The 5,901-nt window shown below is 40.2% G+C and carries 4 protein-coding genes and 1 tRNA gene; 3 read left to right on the plus strand and 2 right to left on the minus strand.

The genetic code is table 11. The annotated features are described in order from the left end of the window. Nucleotides 1-132 precede the first annotated feature (132 nt). Both H6G32_RS26135 and H6G32_RS26140 read right to left on the minus strand, forming a co-directional pair. Nucleotides 133-1,038, minus strand: coding sequence for a hypothetical protein (locus H6G32_RS26135; protein ID WP_190463646.1), 906 nt, complete (start codon nt 1,036-1,038; stop codon nt 133-135). Between the two features lie 225 nt (nt 1,039-1,263). Next, nucleotides 1,264-1,335: transfer RNA gene (locus tag H6G32_RS26140), tRNA-Thr, on the minus strand. 280 nt (nt 1,336-1,615) lie between these two features. Between H6G32_RS26140 and pabB the strand changes: the two genes are divergently transcribed. The 3 genes from pabB (at nt 1,616) to lexA (ending at nt 5,783) form a co-directional block, all read left to right on the plus strand. Continuing rightward, nucleotides 1,616-3,769: an aminodeoxychorismate synthase component I gene (pabB, locus tag H6G32_RS26145; protein WP_190463649.1), complete on the plus strand. Its 2,154-nt coding sequence runs from the start codon at nt 1,616-1,618 to the stop codon at nt 3,767-3,769. 342 nt (nt 3,770-4,111) lie between these two features. Beyond that, a complete protein-coding gene (argF, locus tag H6G32_RS26150; protein ID WP_190463651.1) occupies nt 4,112-5,032 on the plus strand; it encodes an ornithine carbamoyltransferase in 921 nt (306 codons plus the stop codon). Between the two features lie 145 nt (nt 5,033-5,177). Beyond that, on the plus strand, nt 5,178-5,783 hold the full coding sequence (gene lexA / locus H6G32_RS26155; RefSeq protein ID WP_190463652.1) for a transcriptional repressor LexA: 606 nt from the start codon (nt 5,178-5,180) through the stop codon (nt 5,781-5,783). Nucleotides 5,784-5,901: the final 118 nt, after the last annotated feature.

Below are 5,901 nucleotides of genomic sequence, written 5' to 3' on the forward strand. Positions count from 1 at the left end.
GATTTTGAGCTATAAATTCCTGTAGTTCGCCGATGACTCCACCCACCGCAGGTATCTCTTGTTCTAAATACTGCTTTATCATTGTTCTGTTTTAGACTTGTATGCTCTCTCCGTATTATCTCTTATTTTTTTTCAAAAATCAAATATTATTCCTATATTTATTGCATCTCGTAGTAAGCCTTCTATTTGAGGTATGAGTGCTGATACACTTAAGTAAAATTTACCGTCTAAATGGGCTGCAACTGCTTCTTCTAAGATTGGTATTCTTTTCTGTATGTTACTATTATTTTTGGTCTTCCAAGAATCTAAAGTGTCTTGAATACGAGATTGCACCATTAATTTATTAATGAACATTTCATCTACTGTCAGATTTTCTTCATAAGCATCTTTAAGTATATTTAAAAATATATGACCTTCAAAAGTAGAAGTTGGTAAAATCCAATTAGGATAGGGTAGTCCTATTTTGCGGAAAACATACTTCATTAAGCTAAATGACCCTAATTCTAATTCTAAGGTCATTTTCCAAAAATATATTTGCACAAGTAGTATGCTTCCATCAGGAAAGAATATATCTTCAACTGCTATAATCATTTCTGATTCTATTAAATCATGTATATGCATAATTTCTCTATGAATTTCCTGTATAGCTTGTTGAAAATATTTTAAATCCTCATTTTGTGAAATATATGCTGGTAGCTCTCCATCATTAATTCCACTATTCCCTAAATCAACAGGCTGAATTTGACTAATATCATCGTGAATTTGTTGGTCGGAAATATTTTTGATTTTATCAATTAGGTTGTTTATTAACTTGATTTCATTATTGTCTAAATTGTCTAAAGGCTGCATCAGAATTTCACTAATATTATAGGAAATTTGGTCGGAAATATTTTTGATTTTATCAATTATTTTTTTAACATTTTTTCGACTTTTAATTTTATTATAATTTTTATTATAAATAAGTTTTAAATATCTTATTATTGTCGCTTGCAAATATTTTAAAGCAGCAATTTCTAACTCAGAATTTGAAGAAATCACGGTCAACTCCTAATGAATGAAATTTTGCCAATTCTAAGCAGGGTATGGTATAATTTTAGACTACCATACTGCTCCCCCTAAGTTGTGTAAATGCTCCAAAAATAGAGTAATTTCAGGCACATTACCAAACTTATCAAATTCACTATAAAATATGATCGCCTTTTCCCAACAAAACTCCACAAGAGAAAGCGATCGCCTTTCTTCATCTCAGTAAAATATATTAAAAGCCAGCAGCGGGATTTGAACTCGCGACCTTCCGATTACAAGTCGGATGCACTACCACTGTGCTATGCTGGCGGTTTTGGTTATTGCTCTTAGGCATTAACGCATTCCTTATTTTAACATAAGCAAGCTGGTTGTCAACCATCAACCATTAAGGAATTTTTCTGTTGTCATCAGATTAGTAGATGCATCAACCGCTCCAACCTGCTAAAGGTTTAAGAGTGAGGCTTTGAATCTTGCTCTCCAAAGCTAGGAGGAAAGGGGTTGGGGGTTAGGTCTGTGTTCCATCCAAGGGAGAACCGCTATAGTACAAAATTAGGTGGTGACAAACCTTACAGAAAAGGGGAAATGTTAGGTGCGAACGCTGATTATCGATAACTACGACTCCTATACTTTTAACCTATATCAGATAATCGCCCAAGTAAATCAAGAACTTCCCCTCGTGGTTCGTAATGATCAAGTTGACTGGAACGACCTGACACAACTAACATTTGATAATGTAGTGATTTCTCCCGGCCCTGGTCGTCCAGAAAAAGCTGAAGACTTCGGCATTTGCCAACAGGTAATCCAAAATATCGATGTTCCCCTGCTTGGTGTATGTCTCGGTCATCAAGGACTAGGCTACCTCTGTGGGGGAAACGTGATTCATGCGCCAGAAGTCAGACACGGACGATTAAGCAAAATTTACCACAATGGCGCTGATTTATTTCAGGGAATTCCCAATCCTTTCTCTGTTGTCCGCTATCACTCTTTGATTGTTTCCCAAGACTTGCCAAATTGTTTAGAAAAGGTGGCTTGGACTGAAGAAGGAATCGTCATGGGGTTGCGTCATCGACATCAGCCGTTTTGGGGTGTGCAGTTTCACCCAGAATCTATCTGCACAGAATATGGACGGAAAGTTTTAGAGAACTTCAGAGAAATCACTTTGGAATTTGCTGCCAAAAAAATCAGACCGGAAACAAGAAAACAATGGAAAGGATCTGGGGGAGTTTCCACTACTGGCTATTTACGCCCAGAGGAAAGCCAGGAATTTGCAGTTTACAGCCAAAAGCTGGATATTTATCTTGATGCAGAACAGGTGTTTTGCCATCTTTTTGGGGAAGAAGCAAATACCTTTTGGCTTGACAGCAGCTTAGTAGAGCCTGGTCTTTCTCGCTTTTCTTTTATGGGAGGGAGTAAGGGGCCAAACAGCTTACTCGTTCAGTATGATCACCAAACTAAAGATATAACCGTCACTCAGTCAGGGATTATAACACGCTGCACAGGGAATATTTTTGAGTATCTTAAACAGGAAATTGAGCGCCGATACTGTCGGTCTGATGAGCTTCCTTTCAATTTTAACTGCGGCTTTGTTGGCTATTTCGGTTATGAGGTTAAGGCTGAGTCTAGGGTTGAGTTAGTGCATCCTCAGTCATTGCCTGATGCCATGTTTATTTTAGGCGATCGCATAATTGTATTTGACCACCAAGAAGAAACTATCTATCTGGTGTATCTCGCCAAAAAGGGTGAAGCTACACTAGCAGAAGCTTGGTTTAAGTTAATTGAGCAACAACTTTGCACACTCCCCCCTCTACCGCCCATTATGCCCCAAGGTAGGGAAACCCCCGTTACCTTTCGTTTAAGTCGTTCTCACCAGACTTACATTAATGATATTCACAAATGTCTGCGGGAAATCCATGAAGGGGAGAGTTACCAAGTTTGCTTAACGAATAAGCTTTACACAGACACTACTCCAGATCCATTAACGTTTTACCGCACCTTACGCCGAGTTAATCCAGCACCTTATTCAGCATTTCTCCGCTTTGGTGATCTAGCGGTGGCTTGCTCATCTCCAGAACGATTTCTGCAAATTGATCGTCAAGGTTGGGTAGAAACTAAGCCAATTAAAGGCACTCTCCGCCGTGGACAAACTGCGGAAGAAGATTTTGTGCTCCGTGAAAGTTTGCTTAATAGTGAAAAAGACCGGGCTGAAAACTTGATGATTGTGGATTTATTGCGTAATGATCTGGGACTCGTTTGTGAAGTTGGTAGCATCCATGTCCCGAAATTGATGGCTGTGGAAACTTATGCCACTGTGCATCAATTGGTGTCTACTGTTCGCGGTCGTTTACGCTCAGATATGGGAGCCACTGACTGTATTTACATGGCTTTTCCTGGGGGTTCGATGACTGGTGCTCCCAAAATCAGAACTATGCAGATTATTCATAGGCTTGAGCAAGAGGCGCGGGGAGTTTATTCAGGGGCGATTGGGTTTTTGGGCTTTAATGGTACCGCAGACCTAAATATTGTCATCCGTACCGCACTGCTTACTCCCGATGAAACTTCTATTGGCATTGGCGGTGGTATTGTGGCTTTATCCGATCCTCAGGCAGAATTTGAAGAGACGTTGCTTAAGGCTAAGGCTTTAATTGAAGCGATGCTCTTCACTGTCTATGGAAAATGTGATCCAAGTCTGTATCGCATCTTGAATCAAGATGCAGTATCTTCTGATAGATTTGAAAAAGTGTAGGGTAAAAATTCATCGTCAAGGCAAAGTCATACCAATTCAAAATTCTCTCATAGAGCCTCCGGCTCCCGTAAGGGATACAAAATTCAAAATTAAGAAAGCTTGGTTTGATAGGGTTTCTGGGCTTGTATCTGTCAGATTGTTTTTTCAAATTGGTATCAAATACTGGTCTGGATGCCAAAATATATATTTGGTACAGTTGAAAAACTGTATTTTTTTTTGACCCGGTTGGGTAAAGTCAATTTTGGATTTTGGCATAAACTCTAATCTAAAATCTAAAATCTAAAATCGGAAATCGGTAGTCAAGGAACAGAAAAATCTCATTGTTCTTTATAGATCACAAGCATGGCAGCATTGATTGGACGAGATTTATTAGGTCTGGCGGATCTTAGTTCCACCGAACTTCAAGAACTTCTGCAATTGGCAACCCAACTTAAAACACAACAGCTGAAGTTGCACTGTAATAAGGTGTTGGGTTTGTTGTTCTCTAAAGCTTCAACTCGTACGCGAGTGAGTTTTACTGTGGCGATGTACCAACTGGGTGGACAGGTAATCGATCTCAACCCCAATGTTACTCAAGTTAGTCGCGGGGAACCTATACAAGATACAGCGCGGGTGTTGGATCGATATCTGGATATTTTGGCAATCCGCACTTTTGCCCAGCAGGATTTGGAAACTTTTGCTAACTATGCCAAGATTCCTGTAATTAATGCCTTGACTGATTTAGAGCATCCCTGTCAGATTTTAGCTGATTTAATGACGATTCAGGAGAGTTTTGGCACTCTTGCAGGGTTAACTTTGACTTACGTGGGTGATGGAAATAATGTGGCTAATTCTCTGATCTTAGGCTGTGCTTTGGCGGGGATGAATGTGAGAGTTGCTACTCCTAGTGGCTATGAACCAAATGGGGGAATTGTCGCACAAGCAAAAGCGATTGTGCAAGATAAAACTGAAGTTCTCCTCACCGAAGATCCAGAAGTGGCAGCTAAGGGAGCAACGGTACTTTACACTGATGTTTGGTCAAGTATGGGGCAAGAAGCAGAGGCAGATAACCGCTTGCCGATTTTCCAACCTTATCAAATTTCTGAGCAGTTATTAAGTCTTGCTGACCCAGAGGCGATTGTTTTACACTGTTTACCAGCCCATCGTGGTGAAGAAATTACAGAAGAAGTAATTGAAGGTTCTCAATCACGGGTTTGGGATCAGGCAGAAAATCGGCTGCACGCCCAAAAAGCTTTGCTTGCTAGTATCTTGGGGGCAGAGTAAAAGGTCAAAAGTCAAAAATAAAAGGGCAAAACCAAAGAGAATAGTCTTTATTTTGCCTCTAATCTTTTTGCTTTCATCTTGTTATGGGAAGGATTTTGTAGTACTAATGTTCTAGATACATTTGTAATTACTTCCCAACAATTTTATGGAACGTCTAACAGAAGCGCAACAAGAACTGCATGAATGGCTGGTAGAATATATCCGCGTTAATCAGCATTCGCCTTCAATTCGCCAAATGATGTTAGGGATGAATTTGCGATCGCCTGCGCCAATTCAAAGCCGCTTGGAACATTTACGCACCAAGGGATACATCGATTGGAATGAAGGTAAGGCGCGAACAATTCGGATTTTGCATCCTGTCAAGCAAGGTGTGCCAATTTTGGGGACAATCGCCGCTGGTGGTTTAATTGAACCCTTCACTGATGCTATAGATCATTTAGACTTTTCTAATTTATCTCTACCTGCGCAAAGCTACGCTTTACGGGTAGCTGGCGATAGCATGATTGAAGATTTAATTGCTGATGGTGATTTGGTCTTTTTGCGTCCGGTACAAGAACCAAATAATCTGAAAAATGGCACCATCGTCGCTGCTAGAGTTGAGGGATACGGTACGACTTTAAAACGTTTTTATCGCCAAGGCGATCGCGTAACCCTTAAACCAGCTAATCCTAAGTACAACCCGATTGAAGTCCCTGCTATGCAAGTACAGGTGCAAGGTTCTCTCGTCGGCGTTTGGCGCAATTACAACTAAAGAATGGTAATGGGTAATGGGTAATGGGTAATGGGTAATGGGTAATGGGTAATGGGTAATGGGTAATGGGTAATGGGTAATGGGTAATGGGTAATGGGTAATGGGTAATGGGTAATGG

It is taken from the genome of Cylindrospermum sp. FACHB-282, from assembly GCF_014697195.1.
In the GTDB taxonomy this organism is placed as follows: Bacteria; Cyanobacteriota; Cyanobacteriia; order Cyanobacteriales; family Nostocaceae; genus Cylindrospermum.

What these genes read in the sequence shown, in the direction of transcription:
- argF (WP_190463651.1), top strand. Translation starts at nt 4,112, where the DNA reads ATGGCAGCATTGATTGGACGAGATTTATTAGGTCTGGCGGATCTTAGT.
- lexA (WP_190463652.1), top strand. Translation starts at nt 5,178, where the DNA reads ATGGAACGTCTAACAGAAGCGCAACAAGAACTGCATGAATGGCTGGTA.